Source organism: Thioclava litoralis (assembly GCF_045278885.1).
Classification (GTDB): domain Bacteria; phylum Pseudomonadota; class Alphaproteobacteria; order Rhodobacterales; family Rhodobacteraceae; genus Thioclava; species Thioclava litoralis.
On record NZ_CP135443.1, the window covers coordinates 1500215 to 1519232 of the forward strand.

A 19018-nucleotide genomic window follows, 5' to 3' on the forward strand; every position below is an offset into this window, starting at 1 on the left:
GATGGTCGAGGCCACGCTGCCCGACTGTCATGCAGTCCTGACCGATATCTTCGGGTTCCGCGAATTCCGTCCCGGACAGGAAGAAATCGTGCGCTCCGTCATGGCGGGGCGCAATACTTTGGCCATCATGCCGACGGGCGGTGGCAAATCCCTATGTTTCCAGATCCCCGCGCTGTGCCGCGAGGGGCTGACGGTGGTGATCTCGCCGCTGATTGCCCTGATGCGCGATCAGGTGCGGGCGCTGCGCGAGGCGGGGGTCGAGGCCGGCGCCCTGACCTCGGGCAATACCGAGGACGAGACCGAAGAGGTCTTTCGTGCCATCGACGAAGGCCGGTTGAAGATCCTCTATATGGCGCCGGAACGGCTGGCCTCGGGCGGGGCGGTGCATCTGCTGCGCCGTGCGCGGGTCGGGCTGATTGCCGTGGACGAGGCGCATTGCGTCAGCCAATGGGGCCATGACTTCCGCCCCGATTACCTGCGCATCGGGGAGTTGCGCCGCGATCTGAAGGTGCCGCTGGCCGCCTTTACCGCCACCGCCGATGAAGAAACCCGCGCCGAGATGGTCACGCGGCTGTTTGACGGCGAGGCGCCCGAGACTTTCCTGCGCGGCTTTGACCGCCCCAATATCCATCTGGCGTTCGAGCCCAAGAACCAGCCGCGCGGGCAGATCCTGCAGTTTGCCGCCGCGCGCAAGGGCCAGTCGGGTATCGTTTATTGCGCCACCCGCAAAAAGACCGAGAGCCTTGCGCAGGCGCTGAACGAGGCGGGGCATACGGCCTGCTATTATCACGGCGGCATGGACCCCGATGACCGTCGCGCGGTCGAGACGCGCTTTCAGCAGGAAGACGGGCTGATCGTGGTGGCGACTGTGGCCTTCGGCATGGGGATCGATAAGCCCGATATCCGCTGGGTGGCCCATGCCGATCTGTCGAAATCCATCGAGGCCTATTATCAGGAGATCGGTCGCGCGGGCCGTGATGGCGCTCCTGCCGAGACGCTGACCCTCTTTGGCCCCGACGATATCCGCATCCGCCGCGCCCAGATCGACGAGGGGCTTGCGCCGCCCGAACGCAAGGACGCCGATCACGGGCGGCTGAATGCGCTGCTGGGGCTGGCCGAGGCTACCGCCTGCCGCCGCCAGAGGCTGCTGGCCTATTTCGGTGAAGAGGCAAGCCCTTGTGGCAACTGCGATATCTGCGACACTCCGCCCGATCTGTTCGATGCGACCGAGCCGGTGCGGATGGCGCTGTCGGCCTGTCTGCGCTGCGACCAGAGCTATGGCAGCCAGTATCTGATCGAGGTGCTGCTGGGCCAGTCGAACGAGCGCATTTCCTCGCGCGGGCATGACCGCCTGCCGACCTTCGGGGTGGGTAAGGCCTGGACGCGCCCGCAGTGGCAGGCGATCTTCCGGCAGATGATGGGGCATGACCTGATCCGCCCCGATGCCGAACGTCACGGCGCGTTATTCGTGACCAAGGCCGCGCATCCGATCCTGCGCGGCGAGGAACAGATCACCTTCCGGCGTGACCCTGTGCGCGGGGCGAAAAAGCAGACGGTGGTCAAGGCGCTTGTGTCCGAGGAGGACGCGCCGCTGCTGTCGGCACTGAAGGCCAAGCGGCGGGCGCTTTCCGAGGCGGCGGGGCTTCCGGCCTATATGATCTTCCCCGACCGCACCCTGATCGAGATGGTCGAGGCCCGTCCGCAAACGCTGGACCAGATGGCGCGGATCAACGGGGTGGGAGCCAAAAAGCTGGAAAGCTATGGCACGGCATTCCTTGAGGTGCTGGTGGGTGAGGAGATGCAGAAAATGCATCCCGCGCGCCGTGCTTTGGCGGGGCGTCAGGCCGGACCTCTGTTTGATGCGCTGCTGGCAGAGCAACTCCGTTTGGAGCGTGGCGAGGACGGGACAGGGCGGATGCTGAGCGTGTCTTCGTCGTTGCTGCGCAAGATTGCCGAGATGCGGCCAGGCGACCTGAAGGGGCTGGAACGGCTTGGTCTGGAAGACGCCAAGCTCGACCGTTTCGGTGCCGCCTTCCTGCAGCTTATTTCCGAGACCTAGGCAGCCCCGTCCTGTAGCGACTGTGCGGTCGGGGGACAATTTGCCACGATATGGTCGATGATCGCCGTTTTGCGCAATGGTTTGGTCAGATAGTGATCCATACCCGAGGCCAGTATGCCCTCGCTATCGCCGTCCATCGCATGGGCCGTCAGGGCGCAGATCGGCACGTGGCTGCCGCTTTCCAGAGACCGGATGCGGCGGGTGGCTTCCTTGCCATCCATCTCGGGCATGGAAATATCCATGAAGATCAGGTCGGGCTGGAAGCTTTGCCATTTCTCGACCGCTTCCAGACCGTTATTGGCGAAGACCAGATCAATGGGCAGATCTTTCACCATCTTGCCAAAAACGAGCTGGTTGGTGCGATTATCCTCGGCGGCGAGGATGCGCATCTTGCGTTGGCCGACAGGGGGCGGCGGCGCGGGCGGTGGCACCGTTCTTGCAACCGGATACGACAGGTTTTGCAAGGTGCGGAACAGATGCGACCGCAGCACCGGCTTTTCCAGACATTCGATCTGGGCCGCGTGGGCCTCTTCGGGGGTGATCGCATCGGGGTCCGAACTCAGCAGCACCACGGGAATCTTCACGCCGCGTTGCCGCAAGGTCTGGCACAGATGCAGGCCATCCATATCCGGCATCCGGAAATCGCTGAGCATAATGTCGAATTTCGCGCCCCTGTCGAAAGCGGTCAGCGCTTCCTGTGCGTTCCGGCACAATGTCACCTTCAGCCCGTAGGTTTCCAGCTGCCGTTCGAGAATGACACGGTTGACCATCAGATCATCGACCACAAGCGCGGCCCGCAGCGTGATCGGCGGACCGGGGGTCGAGACATGCGGCGCGGGTTCGGCGGCGGGCACCAGAATCTTGAACCCGAAACACGAACCGCGCCCCAGCTCGCTATCGACCCAGATCTCGCCGCCCATCATCTCGATCAACTGCTTGGTGATGGCAAGGCCAAGCCCCGTGCCCTCGAACTTGCGGTTGGTTTCGCTTTCGACCTGATTGAACTCGCCGAAAACATGGTCGATCTGTTCGGGATTGATGCCGATGCCGGTATCCTCGACGGTGATATGCAGCTCGTAATTATTCTGCTTCCGCTCTATCCCGACCACGCGCGTCAGCACATGGCCGCTAAGCGTGAATTTCACCGCATTGCCCAGAAGATTGGTCAGAATCTGGCGGATACGCCCCGGATCGGCCACGAATCGTGTCGGCAGGAACATGTCGTAATCGACCAGAAGCCTCAGCTTCTTGTCGCGTGCGGAAGGTTGCAGCAGCATGGTCACCTCGTGCACACACCGCTCCAGATCGAAAATCTCGGGATAGAGCTTCAGGCGCTCCGCCTCGATCTTGGAATAGTCGAGCACATCGTTGATGATCGTCAGCAGCGCCTCGCCGGAAGAGCGGATGGTTTCCGCATAAAGACGCTGATCCTCTGTCAGCTCTGTCTCGGTCAGCAGTTCGGCCATGCCCACCACGCCATTCATCGGCGTCCGGATCTCGTGGCTCATATTGGCAAGGAAGGCCGATTTCGCGCGATTGGCGGATTCGGCCTTTTCGCGTGCCTCTTCCAGTTCCGCTTCGCGGCTGACATGGGTCGAGATATCCTGCGCGATGCAGACCAGATCGCCGCCTTCGCCCCACCGGTCGATCAGCCGGATATGGGCCCCTTTACGGGTGATGATCGTGATCGGTTCGATCGGATTGCGGCGGATGCGCGCGATCATGTCATGATGCCAGTCGGCAGGGTCGCGCCCGTCCAGATCCACCATCCGGTGCTTGGCCACGATATTGAGCACCGAATCGTAGGTCACGCCCGCAGCGATGGCCACTTCGCCCTCGAAGAAATCCAGATAGACCTTATTGGCGGCCACCAGCCGCAGATCGGCGTCATAGACGGCAAACCCGTCGGGAATCGTCTCAAGCGCGTCCCACAGCCTGCGTTGGGCTATCATGGCAACGGAATTGGCCCGTGCGAGATCATCCATCACGCGATGGTTCTCGCCCTTCAAAGAGGCGGCTTCCGTCAGGGCGCGGGTCAGGCCGTGGCGCTGCTCCACGATCTGGTCGGACAGGGCGCGGGCATGCAATGCCAGTTTCTGATTGGCCGTAAACAGTTCACGCTTCTTCTGGTCAAGCAGCCGTTCCGCCGCCAGACGGGCGCGACGCTCCTGAGCCAGCTTGTCAGCGATCGTGTTTCTGGTGCCTGTCGGCATGCTGGTTCAGTCCCCATTCCGTTCGACCAGCATCTTGGTGACGTCCAGTAAATTTAGGCTTAATCCTTAAGGCTGATCGCGGGCCAGCTATAGAAAATCCCTCACAAATTTCTACCTTAAGGAGAAAATCCTGCGGTTTTACAGCCTGCGTATAACGGGCTCAACATGACCGTTGGCATATTGACGCGGCGGCAGTATCGCCGCGTCAGGACAGGCCCCGGTTTCGGCCCCGGGCGATTCTGTATCCTGCCCGCCTTCGGAGCGGCCGCGCGCGATATACCGCGGTCAGGCGGCGATAGTGGCAACCGGAACAAGCGGTTGCCGCCCGTTTTCGGTCAGCAGCCATGCGTCGCGGCCTTCGATCACCACTGCCGAGACAGGGCCGCCATAGCCCGCACTGCTATCGAGGTTGAGGCGGTTGCCATAATGCGTCACCTGATCGATTGCGGTATGGCCATGCACCACCAGCATGCCGTGATCGCTGGTATCTTCCAGCCAGCCTTTGCGGATCCAGCACAGATCGTCTTCGGTCTGGTTGCCGATGCTGACCCCCGGACGGATGCCGGCATGCACAAAAAGCAATTCACCGAAGATGAAGTGGTTGGGGCGGCTGGCCAGCCAGAGCCGGTGCGATTCGGGAACCATCCGGAGCGCCTCGGCATGGACGATATCGGCGGGGCGTTCATCGGCATTGGGCACGCCATAGGAGGCCAGTGTGGTATTGCCGCCCAATCGTGGGTTCAGCCATGTCAGATCCTTGCGCAGCATCGGATCGGCGTCGAAAGGGTCGTTCATGAAAATCGAGAACATCCTGTCGTGATTGCCTTTCAGTACCACCCAGTTTTTCCCCGCCCGCATCGCGTTGAGCAGGTAATCGATGACGCCGGCACTCTCGGGGCCACGGTCGGCAACATCTCCGACATGGATCACAGGGGCGGACTGGTCGCCAAAGGCCGCACGGTCCTGCTCGATCAGATCGTGCGCAATCTTCAGCTTGTCGAGATGTCCGTGAATGTCTCCGATGGCATAGGCGCGCATAGTTCTTTCCTTACAAATGAAAAAGGCCCCCGCGGGTCGCAGGGGCCTTGGCGTTCATGAACCTATTATGGCTCAGCCGAGAATGAATTCCAGCGGTTTTACTTGCTTGAAGATACCGGTGGCTTTCATGGCCTCGACCGTTTCCGGTTTCAGGGCTTCGTCGAGATAGGCAATGGCGATGGCTTCCCCGCCGGCTTTCGCGCGGCCAAGGGTGAAGTTGGCAAGGTTTGCCCCATGTTCGCCCAGCAGCGTGCCCAGCTTGCCGATCACACCGGGGACATCCTCATTGGTGGTATAGAGCATATGCTCGCCCACTTCGGCATCGATATTGATGCCCTTGATCTGGATGAAGCGCGGCTTGGCATCAGAGAACACGGTGCCCGCGATCGAACGCTCTTTGGTTTCCGACACGACGGTGACCTTGATGTAGCCATCATAAGCGCCCGATTGGGTCTGCGACGTGGTCGAGATCTGGATGCCGCGCTCTTTCGCCAGAGCGGGGGCCGAGACCATGTTCACTTCCGGTTGGCTGGCTTTCATGATGCCGGCCACAACGGCCGCATCCAGCGCCTTGAGGTTCAGCTCGGCGGCCGACCCGTCATAGGTGATGTTGATCGCCTTGATCGCATCTTCGGTCATCTGACCGATGAAGCCACCCAGATGTTGTGCCAGCTTGACCCACGGGCCCATGACCTTGGCTTCTTCGGCGGTCATCGACGGCATGTTCAGCGCGTTCTCGACAGCGCCGTCCAGCAGGTAGTTCGACATCTGCTCTGCGACTTGCAGCGCCACGTTTTCCTGCGCTTCGGTCGTGGACGCGCCAAGGTGGGGCGTGCAGACGACGTTGGGCAGGTTGAACAGCACGTTATTGGTCGCGGGCTCTTCGGCAAACACGTCCAGCGCGGCACCGGCAACATGGCCCGATTTCAGCAGATCGGCCAGCGCTTCCTCATCGACCAGACCACCACGGGCGCAGTTGATGATACGCACGCCTTTCTTGGTCTTCTCGAGGTTCTCGCGCGACAGGATGTTCTTGGTCTGCTCGGTCAGCGGCACGTGCAGGGTGATGAAATCGGCGCGCTTGAGCAGATCCTCAAGCTCGACTTTCTCCACGCCCATTTTGTCGGCTTTTTCCTGGCTCATGAAGGGGTCGAATGCGATGACCTTCATTTTCAGGCCGCGGGCACGGTCGCAGACGATGCCACCGATGTTACCGGCACCGATCACACCAAGGGTCTTGCCGGAAAGCTCGACACCCATGAATTTCGATTTTTCCCACTTGCCCGCGTGGGTCGAGGCGGACGCTTCGGGGATCTGGCGCGCCACGGCGAACATCATCGCGATGGCATGCTCGGCGGTGGTGATCATGTTGCCGAAGGGCGTGTTCATGACGATCACGCCTTTTTTCGAAGCGGCTTCCTTATCGACGTTATCGGTGCCGATACCTGCGCGGCCCACGACCTTCAGGTTGGTCGCGTTTTCCAGCAGTTTCGCGGTCACTTTGGTGGCCGAACGGATCGCAAGGCCGTCATATTTGCCGATCACTTCGGCCAGCTTGTCTTTGTCCTTGCCGAGTTTGGGTTCGAAATCGACTTCGATGCCACGGTCACGGAAGATCTGGACGGCGGTTTCCGACAGGCTGTCAGAGACGAGAACTTTGGGGGCCATGTGCGGGCTCCTTGAATTTTCTGAAATCTGGGAAAACGGGTGGGCAAAGCACTGCCCACCTCAGGTTCAGAGAAAGATCGAACGCTTAGGCTTGCGCTGCGATTTCGGCTTCGAAGGCATATTCGATCCAGGGCATCAACGCCTCCAGATCGGCTTTCTCGACCGTGGAACCGCACCAGATCCGCAGACCGGCGGGCGCATCGCGATAGGCACCGGCATCCAGTGCCACGCCTTCGGCGTCCAGACGTTTTGCAACGGCTTTGGCGAAGGTTGCCCCATCCTTGATGCGGTCATCGGTGAATTTCACGCAGACCGAGGTGGTGGAGGCATTTGCCGCGTTATTGGCGAGGTTTGCGATCCACGGCTTGGCGGCGCAGAAATCCCAGACCACTTTCGCATTGGCATCGGCGCGGGCGATCAGCCCTTCGAGGCCACCGATGGATTTGGCCCAGTTCAGCGCAACGATGTAATCCTCGACGCAGAGCATGGAGGGCGTGTTGATCGTCTCGCCTTTGAAGATACCTTCGATCAGCTTGCCGCCTTTGGTCATGCGGAAGATCTTCGGCATCGGCCATGCGGGGGTGTAGTTTTCCAGACGCTCGACGGCGCGCGGCGACAGGATCAGAACGCCATGACCGCCTTCACCGCCCAGCACTTTCTGCCAGGAGAAGGTGGTGACATCGAGCTTGTCCCACGGCAGGTCCATTGCAAAAGCCGCCGAGGTGGCGTCGCAGATGGTCAGGCCTTCGCGGTCGGCGGGGATCGCATCGCCATTGGCCACGCGCACACCCGAGGTGGTGCCGTTCCAGGTGAAGACGACGTCGGTGTTGAAATCGACGGTCGTGAAATCGACGATATCACCGTAATCGGCGGTTTTGGTATCCGCATCGAGTTTGAGCTGCTTCACGACATCGGTGACCCAGCCCGAGCCGAAGCTTTCCCATGCGCACATGGTGACTTTGCGTGCGCCCAGAAGCGACCACATTGCCATTTCGACGGCGCCGGTATCGGAAGCCGGAACGATGCCGATCTTGTAATCTGCCGGAACGCCGAGAATTTCACGGGTGGTTTCGATCGCCTCTTTCAGCTTGGCTTTGCCAACAGCTGCGCGGTGCGAACGGCCCAGAGGCGCGTCGGCAAGCATGTCGAGGGAGAAACCGGGGATCTTCGTGCAAGGGCCCGAAGAAAAACGCGGATTTGCCGGCCGCGTAGCCGGTGCTTCAATAGCCATATCTGGTATCCTCTCAGATAAACGCCCCTCGTTGGGGAGGGGTGTCCCGCGTTGGGACTTACGCCTGCACCTTGATTCATGCAAGTGACAAAGTCGTATCGACCGCAAAAAATGTCGCTTCGGGACAAGAGAAAACCGTAAAATGTGAGGCGTTGTGGCGCAAAACCGACACAGGCGCAGCGGCGGCCCTTCGCGGGCGTGACCGAAGGCCTGATACTCTCTGATTCCTTCCGGCAAACCTGCTGCGAGCCTGCCAAAGGGGAAGCGCGCTGATCCAAGGAGAGGACCCCGTCGGAGAGGCGGCGGGCAGTGCCGCACGTGCCGGTCGAGTGGCGGCTATACGCCTCGGGGCTGCGATTCGGGTCTGGGGTTCGGGTCGCGCGTCGGAAACGGCCTCGGAAAAGAGGACCGATCTGCTATCTGCTCCTAACGCTTCTAACAGGGGCAAAACCGCGAGAAGCGGGGCGGTTGGCGCGGATCATGCGGATCGGGCTTTTGCGGTGCGGGCGGGGCTGGAAACGGCGGTTGTTTTTGCGCTATAGCGCCCCCAACCCTGTGATCCGGAGATCTAGCTATGTTCGTCGCCCTTCTCATGACCTGCCCGAAAACGCCCAAGCTTGACGAAACCACACTTGTGGCGCTGCGTAATGCGTGGGGGGGAGGCGAGGTCACTTGGCTGGCCGAGGGGTGCGCTGCCGAATTTCCGATGGAGGTGATCCCCGATAACCGCTGGACCGTCTGGGCGGACCTGCAGGCACTGGGGATCGACCTTGTGGTGATCCCGGCGGAAGGCCGCAAGAAGAAGATGCTGCTGGCCGATATGGACAGCACCATGATCCAGCAGGAATGTATCGACGAACTGGCCGATGTGGCGGGTGTCGGGGCACGTGTGAAAGAGATCACCGCCAAGGCAATGAATGGCGAGCTGGATTTCGAAGGCGCTCTGACCGAACGTGTGGGGCTGCTGGCTGGCCTGCCCGAGACGGTGATCGCTGAGGTCATCGACACCCGTATCACCCTGATGCCCGGTGGTCCGGCCCTGCTGGCGACGATGAAGCGCGACGGGGCGTATTGTGCGCTGGTGTCTGGCGGGTTCACGGCGTTCACCAGCCGTATCGCGGCCACTTTGGGCTTTGACGAAAACCGCGCCAATACGCTGCTGGTCGAAGAGGGCAAGCTGACTGGCAAGCCGGGCCTGCCGATTTTGGGCCGTGAAGCCAAGGTGCAGGCGTTCCACGAGATTTCCGCGCGGCTCGGGCTGTCGGCGGATCAGGTGATGGCGGTGGGGGATGGGGCCAATGATCTGGGCATGCTGCAACTGGCAGGGTTTGGCGTGGCGCTGCATGCAAAACCCTCGGTCGCGGCGCAATGCGACATCCGCATCAATCACGGTGACCTTTCGGCGCTGCTGTATCTGCAAGGCTATGCACAGGCGGAGTTTGCCTGAGGCGGTCTTTCGCCTCCGTTCCGGCGGGGGCTGTCACAGGGCTGTGGGGGAACTTGCTCTTTGGGCCGGTAGTTACTAAGCCTTGCGTAAGCTCTGTGTTCCGGAAAGGTGGCAATATGGCGATGTCTCGTGTGAAGCTCGGTTTGTGTGTGACGCTTGTGGCTTCGGCTCTTGCCGGTTGCCAGACCACAATGGGCCCTCAGGCGACAGGCACCGTCATCGCCGGAGATACCGTGCTCAGTGCACCGGCGGGCTATTGTGTGGCGGGGCAGGGGCATCCGGGGCAGGCAGAGAATAACGTCATCCTGTTCGGTGATTGCGCGGCGGTGACCAATGACGCGACCCATGCCTCGGCCCCCCATCCGGCCATGCTATCGGCGACGGTCGGGCCGAAAATGACCGGCTCGATCACCAAGCGGTTCCCGATGATCGAGGCCTTCTTCCGTTCGGCGGCAGGACAGGCGGCGATTGCGCGTTCGGGCCGCAGCGATGATGTCGATATCCTGAAATCGCAGGTTTCGGGCGATCTTCTGCTTCTGAAGGTGCGCGACAGGTCGCTGGCCGAAGAATTTCCTGTCACCGCTGAGTATTGGCGCGGCGTGACCTCGCTTGACGGGCATCTGACAGCGCTGTCGGTAATGGCGCTGCGCTCGCAACCCATGAGCGATGCCGCACAGTTGCGATTGCTGAAAGAATTTGTCGGCCGGTCCGAAGCGGCGACCAAAGCCCATGCCGCCAGTGCAGGGCAGGCCAAACCGGCGCAATAAGCGGGTCTGCGGGCGCTCCCGCACGGGGATATGATGCGGTAATGGGGACCTGCGGAGCCTGCATATCCGCCAGAAGACAGCTTGCACTTTTGGTCTTGCGGGCGCAGTCTTGACGCTGCGCAAAGATTTTAGACATGACGCCGGCTATTATGTGTCTGGCGAGACAAAAACGGGTTTTGAAATGGGGCAGAAGCAGGTTGGGCAGGCTCAGGGCGGTCTCCTGAACCGGCTGGCATATAGCCGCGTGATGAAGCATTGGCATGACTGTGCGGCAACAGCACCGGATATGACCGGCGAGGATCTGGCGCTGCTGCGCAAGAAGGCCGGGTCTATGGCCGCGACCGCTTCGGGGCTTCTGGGCCGGATCGACCGCCAGACAGAGCAGCGTTTTAATGCCGCCGATGCCATCGACCGGCCCTTGGGGTGTGACTGGGCGTGGCGACCGCAGGCCTTTTCAATGCCGGTGGCGCCGCAGGCCTATGTGGGCGCGGCATCCGGGTGCTGTCTGGGCGAGGATCTGACGCTGTTTCACGACTGCCCGCTGCAGCAGCTTTCCCTGCGGCAGATCCGCAATAGCGGCAGACCTTCCCCCTTCGGGGCCGAACTGGAGGTTTTCGGCTTTCAGGGCAGTTTCCTGTCGCTGGTGGTCGATCTTCCGCCCGAGGCTGTGCAGGGCTTCCGTTTGCACCATCTCGTGCAACTGGGCCTTGATGTCCGCATGGAAGAGGCGCGTCCCGTCTATTGCCGTTTCAACATCCAGCATGGTCCCAATAGTGACCAGCTTGTCAGCCAGATGCCGGTTGGCGGCGGTGTGGTGCAGTTCGATCTGGCCTATACCAAATTGAACGAGAAGCGCCTTGAAAAGGCGTGGATCGACCTGATTTTCGAGGCACCGGCAATGAACAAAATCACCTTGCAGGATCTGACCTTGCTGCGCCATCCCCGCGCCGATCTCTAAAGGAGTCTGTTGATGATTGTTGAGTATTCCCGTTTGCAGGCCGGAGAATGGGTGGTGGTGCTGCAATCCGCCATGCGCCCCGCATTGACCGCGTCCTACCGTGCGACAGTGTTGGCCGAGGGGGACTGGACCGATCTCGGGGACGGGCGCTGGCGCTTGCGTCAGGGGCTTCCGGTCGATCTGCTGGAAGACGGCACGCAAAGCCTGCTGCTGTCGGATGCCGAAAGCGGTGTTGTGGCCAGCCTGTCCATTGCGGCGGGCGAGATGCTCGTGCCGGATCTGGCCGCGCAGGTGGACAGGTTGCAGGCCGAACTGGATCTGCTCAAGCGCGCCTTCCGCGACCATTGCCGCCAAAGCCACGAGGGCTGATCCCGTCCTGATGGGCGCTGCTGGTGGGCGGCAGGGAGGCTAGCCCAGAGTGCCGGTGCAGGCATCCGCGTAAAAGAGCTGTTTGCACAGGGTGACTGTGCCATCGGCATGGGTGTCTTGCAGGCTCATCCCCAAATCTTCCATCTGGCGGTGATAGGCCAGCGCGCCTTTGCCGGTGACCATCGTGACCGATGTCTGGGGCTGGTCGCGGAACTGCCAGATGGGGATGGCGGCGGGATGCAGCGTGTCCCACGCGCGTGCGGCGCGGATCAGCACATCGCGCGAGGCGATATCGGGGCCCAGATCCACCCTGAGGCCATCCAGACCGGCAAACTGTCCCGCAAAGGCCGAGCGGTAGTTGTTGGTGGCCACCACAAAGCTCTGCCGGTCATCGACGGGCCGCCCCTGATAGCACAGGTTGCGGATGCGTCCGCGCGATTGGGTGGTCTGCATGCCGTGCAGGTCGAAGACGGGCGGGGCGGACAGGTCGATTTCGTAGGTGACGCCCAGCATGATGTCGAAATTATAGGCGGGGATCTCGGGCCGGATCAGGGGCAGCCCCCGTGTCCCGTCCGCAATGGTGTTGAAGATGATGCTGGCGCGTTCCAGCCAGCTTTTCAGCCCCTTGCCGTCAATGACCACGGCGGTGACGATATTGGGAAAGAGATAGATCTCGCTGAGATGGCGGATGCTTAGCGGGCCGGGCGGGATATCAAGGTAATAGTCCGCCCCCGCGCGCCCGCCCGATTTGCACGGGGCGACGGCCGATAGCAGCGGCAGCTCGCCCTCGGGGCGGTCCGCAAGCAGGCTCTGCACATGGTCACGCTGCGCCTGTGCCACGAAACTGAGTGCGGCATCGGGGCCCACCAGCGAGAAATAGCTGTGCAGCGGCACGTCCAGCCGTGCCACGCGCCGCGATGTGTAGCTTTGCACTTCGGCATGGGCCTTGGCATTGCGCGTGACAATCCGCTCGGCTTCGGGCACGGGGGGCTCTTGCGCCACCGGTATCAGGGTTGCGCAAGAGGCAGCAACCTGCCACCCCCGCGCCCCTTGCACCAGATCCAGATCGATCTGGCCCAGATGGCTGGCGAAGCGGCCCGGTGTTACCGTCGGAACGCCGTAGAGCCGGCCTGCCACGGGGTCCACATCTGCACTTGGCGCGACATCGGGGCCGGGAAAGGCGATATGGTCGTGCCCTGCGATCAGCGCATCGATCCCGTCGATCTGTGCCAGCAGGGTGGCGGCATGCTCGCAGGTGGGATCATCGGCTCTGGCAAGGGGATCAATGCCTGTATGGGCCAATGCGATCACCAGATCGCAGCCCTGTGCCCGTAATTGGGCCACCTGCGCCCTGGCCGTCTCGATGATGGAACGGCTTTGCAGGCGGCTTGCCAGAATGGCGCTATCCCAAAGAATGAATTGCGGCGGCAGCACCGAGAACACCCCGATACGCACCCGCCGCAGGTCTCCGTTCTCGTCGTGCAGGTCTTTTTCCAGCACGACATGCGCCTGCGTCAGGGGCACGTCCTCTTCGGGGCGGGGGGCGCGCAGGCGCAGGGCATTGGCCGACAGACAGGGGAAACGGGCATCGCGCAGGCTGCGTGTCAGGAAGTCCAGCCCGTAATTGAATTCGTGATTGCCAAGCCCGACGGCGTCATAGGCCAGCGCGTTCATGGCATCAATCACCGGATGCGGGGCGTCTGCGCGGCCCTGACGGTCGCGCGCCCAATATTCGGTCAGCGGTGTGCCCTGTAGAAAGTCGCCATTATCGAAGAGCAGCGTATTGGGGCAGCCGGTGCGGGCCCGTTCGATCAGGGTGGCCACGCGGGACAGGCCGCAACCGGTGTCTTCCCTGTCGGCAAACAGATCATAGCCACGGATATGGCCGTGCAGGTCGGTGGTCGCCAGCAGACGCAGTCTGACCACCGCAGCGGGCCGCTCGGCATGCGACGGAGTTTCGGCGTGCGAGGACATCGCTCTCCTTTCGTCCGGGCGATCTTGCGCCGCCCCTTACGTCACTTAAAAAACACGTTTACTTGCTGAACCGGGATGCGCGTCGTCGCTGTCATTAGGTCAGGTGCGGCTATACTTCTTTGACGATTAAGGACTAAATTTCTAACCTTAGGCAAGCCTAATGCAGCAGCAACCTTAAGATCGAGATATTTTCGCAATGCCAGCCCCGTTTCCAGACCGCTTTCTTGTCGCCGAAGGGCCGTTTTTCTACGATAGACACCCCGGTCTGGCCTTTGCGGGCAGCGGTCTGGATCGTGCCGCCCACAGGCGCGCTGGCCCCGATATGACGGGCGCGCGGGGGTTTTTGATGTGCAACGGGCAGGTGTTGTGCACACAAGACGGGGACGCGGCAGGCGATGCGGCCCCCCGTCTGGCGCTTTTTCCGCCGGATCATCCGCTGATGTCGGAGGCTCTCGGCGCGCGGGTGTTTCTCGGGGCGGGCGGGCCACGGGGAGAGCCCGTGTTTGCGCAGGACATACAGGACATGCCCGTCCTGTCCGACGCGGTCGCCTTGCGGGATCTGCGCGATGTGATGCTGGGCCTGCCGCCGCTGGAGGCAGAGCTTGCGGCAACCGCGCGCGGGATTCTGGGCTGGCATCGCAGTCATGGGTTCTGTGCGGCCTGCGGGGCGGCGTCCGAGATCGTGCAGTCGGGGTGGCAGCGCCATTGCCCGAGCTGTGGGGCGGATCATTTTCCGCGCACCGATCCTTGCGTGATCATGCTGGTCACCCAAGGCAATGACACGCTTCTGGGGCGCAATCCCAACTGGCCCGAGGGCATGTATTCCTGTCTTGCGGGGTTCATGGAGCCCGGAGAGACCGTCGAAGCGGCGGTCCGCCGCGAGGTCTATGAGGAAACCGCGATCCGCACCGGCAGGGTCCGGCCTGTCGCGTCGCAGCCCTGGCCCTTTCCAGCCTCGTTGATGATGGGGTGCCGCGCCGAAGCGACCAGCCGCGAGATCATGACCGATCCGGTGGAAATCGAGGATGCGCTTTGGGTCAGCCGTGAAAGGCTGCTGCGGATTATGGCGGGCGGTGACAGCGTGATACGTGCGCCACGACCCGGTGCGATTGCGGGGTGGTTAATGCGGGAATGGCTTGCAGACCGGCTCGATTGACGGCTAGATCAGCCCTAACGTCATGATCAGTGTCACCTTTTGCTTGGTGCTGCCTTCCAGGAGTGTCGGATGAAATTCTCGACCCGAGAAGATATTTCTGTTCCCGTCGAGTTCGTGTTCGACGAGTTGAGCCAGTTCGACGCAATGGAAGAGGCGGCGCGCGAGCGGGGTGTGAAGCTGCGCCGGACCGACCAGCTCGAGTTTCCGGGCAAAGGGGTAAGCTGGGAAATCGAGTTCAGGCTCAGAGGCAAAATGCGCAAGCTGGAGGCCGAGGTGACCCGTTTCGAGCGCCCCGAGGTGGTGGCGCTTTCCGGGCAGTCATCCAGTTTTCAGGTCGAAACCGTGATTCTGCTGACGGCGCTGTCGCGCAGCCGGACCCGTTTGCAGGTCGGTCTGGATATCCGTCCGCGCACTTTGGGGGCGCGGCTCATGCTGCAATCGGCCAAGCTGGGCCGGTCGAGCCTTGACCGCAAATTCGCGGACCGCGTCGGCAAGCAGATCCGCGAGATTGCGGCGCGTTACGAGGCCCCCGATCAGGACTGAAAAACAGCGCGACCCGACGTAGGGGAGGGCAGGTTTGCCCGCCCTTTCCTTGTGCCCTGTCCTTTGCCTGTTTCACGCTTTTGCCTATCCCGAGGCGGCCCGAAGCCGACCCGACCAACCGGCCCCGAAAAATCAGGGCCGAAAGTTCAGGGGCAAAAATTCAGGGCCAAAAAACAGGCCCCGAAAAATGTGATAGGCTCTGTGATCAGCCGATTTCCTGACGGATCGGATCGGCCGGATAGACCCCGAGAATCTCTAGCATATCCGTGAAATAGGACAGCTCTTCGAGCGCCAGTTTCACATTGGGGTCCTCGGGGTGGCCCTCGATATCGGCATAGAACTGCGTCGCGGTGAACTGGCCGCGCACCATATAGCTTTCCAGTTTGGTCATGTTCACGCCATTGGTGGCGAAGCCGCCCAAGGCTTTATACAGCGCCGCCGGAATGTTGCGGACACGGAAGATGAAGCTGGTCATCATCTTCTCGGCGCGGCGCTCGAAATCGGGCATGCGCGACATCACGAGGAAACGGGTGGTGTTGTTCGAGGCATCCTCGATATGGCGGGCCAGAACATCCAGCCCGTAGATCTCGCCCGCCAGTTCCGACGCCAGCGCGGCGATGCTCGGATCGCCTTTTTCGGCCACGATCTTGGCAGAGCCTGCGGTATCCGCGCCGACGATGCGATGCAGGTTATGGGTGGTCAGGAAGTTGCGCACCTGCCCCAGAAGCACGGTATGCGACATGGCGGATGTGACCTCTTCCAGCTTCGTGCCGGGCACGGTCAGCAGGTTGATATGTACCCGCACGAACGCTTCGCCAATGATCTTCAGCCCCGACGAGGGCAGAAGCTGGTGGATATCGGCCACGCGGCCATAGGTCGAGTTCTCGACCGGCAGCATCCCCAGATCCGCCGCGCCCGAGCGCACGGCCTCGATCGCATCCTCGAAGGTCCGGCAGGGCAGGGGGTCCATTTCGGGGAGGGCATCATGGCAGGCCTGATGGGAATAGGCCCCCAACTCGCCCTGAAAGGCGATTTTTCCGGTCTTGGTCATCGGGATCTTCCTGTCTGTTTGCATGGTGCCTAGCGCCAGATCGCCCGCAAGAAAAGGGAAAACGCGCATGTCCCGCACGCGGCGCGTGCGGCAGGGCGGCAGGAGGGGTATTTACCGGACCCGCCTGCAGGATTAAGATGCGCCGCATGACGCCTGAAGTTCTCTCGCCTTCCGATCTTAGCTATGATGCCGCTTTGGCGGCGTTGGAATGGCTGTGCGAGCTGGGGGCGGACGAGGCACAGGGCGATCTGGCGATGGATTGCTATGCTTTGCCCGACCGTCTGGCAAAGCCCGATCTTCCCGCTCCTGTTCCGGCGGGTGCGGCAGCTACGGCGGGCATGCTGGCCGCATCGCAGGCGACGGCTTTGCCACAGCGGCAGGCCCCGCCGAAGGTCGATCAGGTCGGGCTTGCGCGGCAGGCGGCAGGGCAGGCGCGCACATTGGCCGATCTGCACGAGGCGCTGGACGGTTTCGAGACCTGCGATCTGCGCAAGGGCGCGCGCTGCACCGTGCGTGCCGAAGGGCCCGAGGCGGCCCGCGTCATGATCATCGGGGATGCGCCCGACCGCGAGGAAGACCGTGCGGGGCGGCCCTTCATTGGCCGTTCGGGGCATATGCTGGACCGGATGTTTGCCGCCATCGGGTTGCGGCGCGACACGCCCGATAGGGCGGCGGCGCTGTTTCTGGCTCCCGTCCTGCCGTGGCGTCCGCCGGGGCAGCGTGAGCCCGAGGCATCGGAAATCGCGATGATGCGTCCGTTTCTGGCGCGGATGGTCGAGCTGGTCGATCCGGATGTCGTGGTGCTGATGGGCAATGCCGCCTGCTCGGCGGGGCTGGCACGGCGCGGCATTACCCGCCTGCGCGGCGAGTGGTCGGAGGCGTTCGGCAAGCCCGCCATCGCGATGTTCTCGCCGGTGCAGCTTCTGCGCAGCGCCGAGGCCAAGCGCGACTCATGGGCCGATCTTCTGGCGCTGCGGGCCAAGCTGGACAGTCTGGGCTAGGACAATTTTGCCCGTATTCCCATGCAGATATATCTATCCCTAAAGGCGAAAGGCTGGCACTATAAGCCCACCTCGCCCATAGCCCCGGATACGCATAGAGATGCATTTTCTTTCACGCAGCCTTGGCGGAATTTTCCTTTTTGCGCTGACTCTCGGTCTTTTGGGAAGTGCTGTGGCGCTGATGCGGGCCACGCCTTCCGCCGAGGGGCAGGGCCATAGGCCGCCGCCTGCGGCAGAGCGCATCTTCGCCGCCGATGTGGTTGCGCTCGATTATCGGGATCTTCAGCCCAAGCTTGTCGCCTATGGCGAGATCCGGTCGAACCGGCGGCTGGAATTGCGGGCCTCGGCGGCGGGCACGATCCTCGCACTTGCGCCGGCGTTCGAAGATGGCGGCATGGTGCGTAAGGGGGATGTTCTGGTGCAGCTTGATCCTGCACAGGCGCAGGCCGTGCGCGACAGTGCCGTGGCCAGCCGTACCGAAGCCGAAGCCGCCTTGGCGCAGGCCGAACGGGCCTTGGCGATTGCGGGCGATGATCTGGAAGCCGCCCGCGCGCAGGCGGGATTGCGCCAGAAGGCCTTGCAGCGCCAGCTGGATCTGAATGCGCGCGGCATCGGCTCTGCGGCGGTGACCGAAGAGGCCGAGCTTGCCGCTTCCGCCGCCGATCAGGCCGTCCTGTCGCGCCGGTCGGCGCTGTCGCAGGCGCAGGCCACGCTGGATCAGGCCGGAACCGCGCTCAGCCGCGCGCGCATCGATCTGGCCGAAGCCGAACGCGAATTGTCGTTGACCACGCTGCGGGCGGGGTTTGATGGCAATCTGGCGGCGGTCAGCGTGGTGCAGGGGGGGCTGGTCTCGGTCAACGAGATGCTCGGGGAACTGATCGACCCCTCGGCGCTGGAAGTCTCGTTTCGGGTATCGACCAGCCAGTTTTTGCGTCTGACCGATGCACAGGGCGAGGTGCTGCCCCTGACCGCGCAGGTGGCGCTGGAGACTGCGGATGCGCAGGTGCGCTCGGCGGCCAAGCTGCTGCGGGTCGGAGCGGCTGTGGAAACCGGCACGGCGGGGCGGCTGCTTTATGCCCAGCTCCAGAGCGCGCGGGGGTTCCGTCCGGGGGATTTCGTGACCGTCACGCTGGACGAACCGCTGCTGGAGCATGTCGCGCGTTTGCCTGCGCAGGCGGTGGATGGCAATGGCGCACTTCTGGCGCTGGATCACGAGAACCGCCTGTATAGCGCGCAGGCCCGGATCCTGCGGCGCGAGGGCGATACCATTCTGGTGCGCTCCGATCTGCCGCAGGGCACGCAGGTGGTGGCGCGGCGCAGCCCGCTTCTGGGACAGGGGATCAAGCTGCGCCCGCTGGATCAGGGAGCATCGCTGGATCAGAGCATGATCGATCTGACCCCTGCGCGGCGTCAGGCATTGGTGGCGGTGGTGCAGAAGGATGCCACGCTGAGCGGCCCCGACCGCGCCGGATTGCTGGCGCAGTTGCAGCAGGAACGGGTTCCGGCGGCGATGGTGGCGCGGCTTGAACAGGCAGGGGGTTAA

At 62.6% G+C, this 19018-nt stretch carries 15 protein-coding genes; 9 read left to right on the forward strand and 6 right to left on the reverse strand.

Going from position 1 to position 19018, the window contains the following annotated elements; all coding sequences use genetic code 11:
* Position 1 precedes the first annotated feature (1 nt).
* On the forward strand, positions 2 to 2059 hold the full coding sequence (gene recQ / locus RPE78_RS07340) for a DNA helicase RecQ (protein WP_406720188.1): 2058 nt from the start codon (positions 2 to 4) through the stop codon (positions 2057 to 2059).
* On the opposite strand, the gene RPE78_RS07345 is transcribed toward recQ, so the two are convergent.
* The 4 genes from RPE78_RS07345 to RPE78_RS07360 all read right to left on the reverse strand — a co-directional run bounded on the left by RPE78_RS07345 (position 2056) and on the right by RPE78_RS07360 (position 8209).
* Complete coding sequence (locus tag RPE78_RS07345; RefSeq protein WP_406720189.1) at positions 2056 to 4272, reverse strand: response regulator; 2217 nt, start codon at positions 4270 to 4272, stop codon at positions 2056 to 2058. The genes recQ and RPE78_RS07345 overlap by 4 nt on opposite strands.
* 285 nt (positions 4273 to 4557) lie before the next feature.
* Positions 4558 to 5310 carry a metallophosphoesterase gene (locus RPE78_RS07350; protein ID WP_339108849.1) on the reverse strand — a complete coding sequence of 251 codons (753 nt, stop codon included), beginning with the start codon at positions 5308 to 5310 and terminating at the stop codon, positions 4558 to 4560.
* 72 nt (positions 5311 to 5382) lie between these two features.
* On the reverse strand, positions 5383 to 6978 hold the full coding sequence (gene serA / locus RPE78_RS07355) for a phosphoglycerate dehydrogenase (RefSeq protein ID WP_339108850.1): 1596 nt from the start codon (positions 6976 to 6978) through the stop codon (positions 5383 to 5385).
* A gap of 85 nt (positions 6979 to 7063) precedes the next feature.
* The gene (locus RPE78_RS07360) at positions 7064 to 8209 is read right to left on the reverse strand and encodes a phosphoserine transaminase (RefSeq protein ID WP_339108851.1); all 1146 of its coding nucleotides are present in this window, start codon (positions 8207 to 8209) and stop codon (positions 7064 to 7066) included.
* A 574-nt stretch (positions 8210 to 8783) separates the two neighbouring features.
* On the opposite strand from RPE78_RS07360, the gene serB reads away from it, so the two are divergent.
* From serB to RPE78_RS07380, 4 genes are all read left to right on the forward strand, one after another.
* A complete protein-coding gene (gene serB / locus RPE78_RS07365; protein WP_406720190.1) occupies positions 8784 to 9656 on the forward strand; it encodes a phosphoserine phosphatase SerB in 873 nt (290 codons plus the stop codon).
* Between the two features lie 116 nt (positions 9657 to 9772).
* A complete protein-coding gene (locus tag RPE78_RS07370; RefSeq protein WP_406720191.1) occupies positions 9773 to 10423 on the forward strand; it encodes a hypothetical protein in 651 nt (216 codons plus the stop codon).
* Between the two features lie 181 nt (positions 10424 to 10604).
* Positions 10605 to 11381: a DUF6478 family protein gene (locus tag RPE78_RS07375; RefSeq protein ID WP_406720192.1), complete on the forward strand. Its 777-nt coding sequence runs from the start codon at positions 10605 to 10607 to the stop codon at positions 11379 to 11381.
* 12 nt (positions 11382 to 11393) lie between these two features.
* The gene (locus RPE78_RS07380) at positions 11394 to 11750 is read left to right on the forward strand and encodes a hypothetical protein (RefSeq protein ID WP_339108855.1); all 357 of its coding nucleotides are present in this window, start codon (positions 11394 to 11396) and stop codon (positions 11748 to 11750) included.
* Between the two features lie 39 nt (positions 11751 to 11789).
* Here the strand turns inward: RPE78_RS07380 and RPE78_RS07385 are convergent, their stop codons facing one another.
* Positions 11790 to 13724 carry a bifunctional 2',3'-cyclic-nucleotide 2'-phosphodiesterase/3'-nucleotidase gene (locus tag RPE78_RS07385; protein WP_406720193.1) on the reverse strand — a complete coding sequence of 645 codons (1935 nt, stop codon included), beginning with the start codon at positions 13722 to 13724 and terminating at the stop codon, positions 11790 to 11792.
* A gap of 196 nt (positions 13725 to 13920) precedes the next feature.
* Between RPE78_RS07385 and nudC the strand changes: the two genes are divergently transcribed.
* Complete coding sequence (nudC, locus tag RPE78_RS07390; RefSeq protein ID WP_406720194.1) at positions 13921 to 14880, forward strand: NAD(+) diphosphatase; 960 nt, start codon at positions 13921 to 13923, stop codon at positions 14878 to 14880.
* Positions 14881 to 14949: 69 nt separating this feature from the next.
* Complete coding sequence (locus tag RPE78_RS07395; protein ID WP_339108858.1) at positions 14950 to 15423, forward strand: SRPBCC family protein; 474 nt, start codon at positions 14950 to 14952, stop codon at positions 15421 to 15423.
* A 205-nt stretch (positions 15424 to 15628) separates the two neighbouring features.
* Here RPE78_RS07395 and RPE78_RS07400 read toward each other — a convergent pair whose 3' ends face one another.
* A complete protein-coding gene (locus tag RPE78_RS07400) occupies positions 15629 to 16474 on the reverse strand; it encodes a prephenate dehydratase (protein ID WP_339108859.1) in 846 nt (281 codons plus the stop codon).
* A gap of 146 nt (positions 16475 to 16620) precedes the next feature.
* Here RPE78_RS07400 and RPE78_RS07405 point away from each other — a divergent pair, with 146 nt between their 5' ends.
* The gene (locus RPE78_RS07405; RefSeq protein ID WP_406720195.1) at positions 16621 to 17475 is read left to right on the forward strand and encodes a uracil-DNA glycosylase family protein; all 855 of its coding nucleotides are present in this window, start codon (positions 16621 to 16623) and stop codon (positions 17473 to 17475) included.
* 100 nt (positions 17476 to 17575) lie between these two features.
* Positions 17576 to 19018, forward strand: coding sequence for an HlyD family efflux transporter periplasmic adaptor subunit (locus RPE78_RS07410; protein ID WP_339108861.1), 1443 nt, complete (start codon positions 17576 to 17578; stop codon positions 19016 to 19018).